Annotated in this window: 2 protein-coding genes; both read right to left on the bottom strand. The window is 48.8% G+C overall.

From position 1 onward, the window contains the following. Positions 1-114: 114 nt before the first annotated feature. Positions 115-1,554: a signal recognition particle protein gene (ffh, locus tag HMPREF2626_RS03620; RefSeq protein ID WP_070617572.1), complete on the bottom strand. Its 1,440-nt coding sequence runs from the start codon at positions 1,552-1,554 to the stop codon at positions 115-117. 16 nt (positions 1,555-1,570) lie between these two features. Further along, entirely contained in the window at positions 1,571-1,921 is a 351-nt protein-coding gene (locus HMPREF2626_RS03615; protein ID WP_070617568.1) for a putative DNA-binding protein, read from the bottom strand. Between the last annotated feature and the right edge of the window lie 728 nt (positions 1,922-2,649).

Genomic DNA, 2,649 nt, shown 5'->3' with positions numbered 1-2,649 from the left:
CGCTAGGCGAGAGACCTTGGCTCGAGCCGGTGCCGTGGCTCTTTAACGAAAAAAATCAAAGCGGAACGCATGCTCACCAGCACCATTCCCGAAACAATAATCTACAACCAATCCTTAACGGCGTTTCTTTTTCCCGAGCTTCTTATTTAACTTGCGCATCATACGGCGGCTGGCGACTTCTTGCATCTTGTTGCGTTTGCCGCCGCCTGCTTGGCCCATGCCGCCCATGAGCTTGTCCAAACCGCCCAAGTTGCCATTGGAGATTTTGCTCATCATGTCCCGGGACTGGTTGAACTGCTTGATCAAGCGGTTAACTTCAGCCACCGTAGTCGCTGAACCCTTGGCAATCCGTTTGCGCCGGCTCTGGGAAATTTCATCTGGATTTTCCCGTTCGAAGTTAGTCATGGACTGGATAATAGCCTTGGTCCGGGTCATTTCTTTTGGATCAATCTTGAGCTGGTCCAAGCCCGGCATTTGGTTGAGGCCAGGGATCATCTTGATAATATCTTCCAAGGGCCCCATCTTATTCATCTGCTCCATCTGCTTCATGAAGTCGTTGAAGTCGAAGGTATTCTCCCGCATCTTAGCGGCCATGGCTTCAGCTTCCGCCTCGTCGAATTCCTTCTGGGCGCGCTCGATCAGAGTCAACATATCCCCCATGCCCAGGATCCGGTTGGCCATCCGGTCAGGGTAGAAGATTTCAATGTCTTCCAACTTCTCCCCGGTCCCGGCGAATTTAATTGGCTTGCCCGTGATGCTGGCAATGGAAAGGGCCGCCCCGCCCCGGGAGTCCCCGTCCAGCTTGGTCAGCATAACCCCGGTGATTTCTAGCTCATCATCGAAGGCCTTGGCCACGTTAGCAGCTTCCTGCCCGGTCATGGCGTCTACAGTCAAAAGAATTTCATTAGGATTGACGGCGGCCTTGATATTCTTGAGCTCGTCCATCAATTTCTCATCAATTTGGAGACGACCTGCAGTATCGATAAAGACCGTGTCATAGCCCTTTTCTTGGGCGTATTGGATGGCCTTCTCGGAAATTTCGACCGGGTCCACCTGGTTACCCAATTCAAAGACGGGCAGGTCCAGCTGCTGGCCGATAGTTTGGAGCTGGTTGATGGCAGCTGGCCGGTAGATGTCGCCTGCTACTAAGAGGGGCTTGCGGTCTTTTTCCTTGCGCAGGTAATTGGCTAACTTCCCGGCTGTTGTCGTCTTCCCTGCCCCCTGGAGGCCGACCATCATGAGGACAGTCGGTTGACCAGCTGACGCATAGTCGATACCTACCTGCTCGCCCCCTAAGAGCTCGGTCAACTCTTCGTTAACAATCTTAACCACCTGTTGGGCCGGCGATAAGGAAGCTAGAACCTCACTGTCCAGAGCCCGCTCATTGACCCGCTTGACAAAGCTCTTAACCACCTTGAAGTTAACATCGGCTTCCAAGAGGGCCAGGCGGACTTCCCGCATCATTTCCTTCAGGTCTGCTTCAGTAATCTTACCCTTCTTGCCGACACCCTGGATGGCACCCTGCAAGCGGTCTGATAAATTTTCAAATGCCATATTTACACCTCACACTTTAGTCATCGATTTCATCATTTAATAACATCAATTCTGCCAGCATCTCATGCAAGACTTGATCTTCCGGATACTGGCTGTCGATATAGGATTGGACCTTCTGACCCAAACGCTTACGCTGGCGGTAGGCCTTGACATTATGGAGGACCGCTTCATAGTGCTGGAGAATCTTCTCCGTCCGCCTAATATTGTCATAGACCGCCTGACGACTGACATCATAAGCCTCCGCAATCTCCCCCAGCGAATAATCATCCTGGTAATAGAGCGCCATATAAGCCTGCTGCTTAGCCGTCAACAAATCGCCATAAAAATCATAGAGGCGGTTCATCTCATTCGTCTTTTCCAATTCCATTCACATTCGCCCCTTAACTGATCTAGGAGCCAGCAAAACAAGTCCGCCGCTCCTCCTAACAATACTTAAGGATAACGAAGCCCCAATAGAAAGTCAATTCAAATCTTCCCAGAAAATCGTGCTGGTGAGCATCCATTTCGCTTCGAGTTTGATCGTTAAAAAGCCATGGCACCGGCTCGAGCCAAGGTCTCTCGCCTAACGAGACTTAAAGGGAGAGTAAGGCTTGCGCCAACTCTCCCTAATTCGCTTCGTTTGCTTTTTCATGGCTAACGATTAAACTCGAGCTCCACTCCTGCTCATAAGTAATCATGTTGAAGCACTTATATTGCGTTATCCACTATAAAAACTACTGATTAGACCTAAAATAATTAGGTTGGGATCCCTGCCCCAGCCTTTTTTGTTGTCAACGAATGTAAATTGAAAAATTAGTACGATTGAATTGTTTTGAATTGGAGGCGAACTTTCAAATAAGGCCCTGGTTTACAAGTAGAGGGCGGTGAACTTTCAAACAAGCTTTTTTGTTTGCAAGTAGCAGAGCTCCAAGCTGACAGAATTTCTGTTTTTTAATCCATTTTCTAAAAGAACCCATCAATGATTTTATTGCATTATATAAAAAATAAGAAATTCATGTCATTAGCAGGAGTGGAGCTTGAAAGTGATCGTTAGCCGTGAAAAAGCAAGTTCAAGGGTGAGAAGAGCAAGAGCGGTTAGCTTTGGATGCTTGGAGT

It is taken from the genome of Aerococcus sp. HMSC062A02 (genome assembly GCF_001809535.1).
GTDB lineage: Bacteria > Bacillota > Bacilli > Lactobacillales > Aerococcaceae > Aerococcus.
Note: the sequence above shows the minus strand (reverse complement) of the source record. Positions and strands in the feature narration are given on the sequence as shown.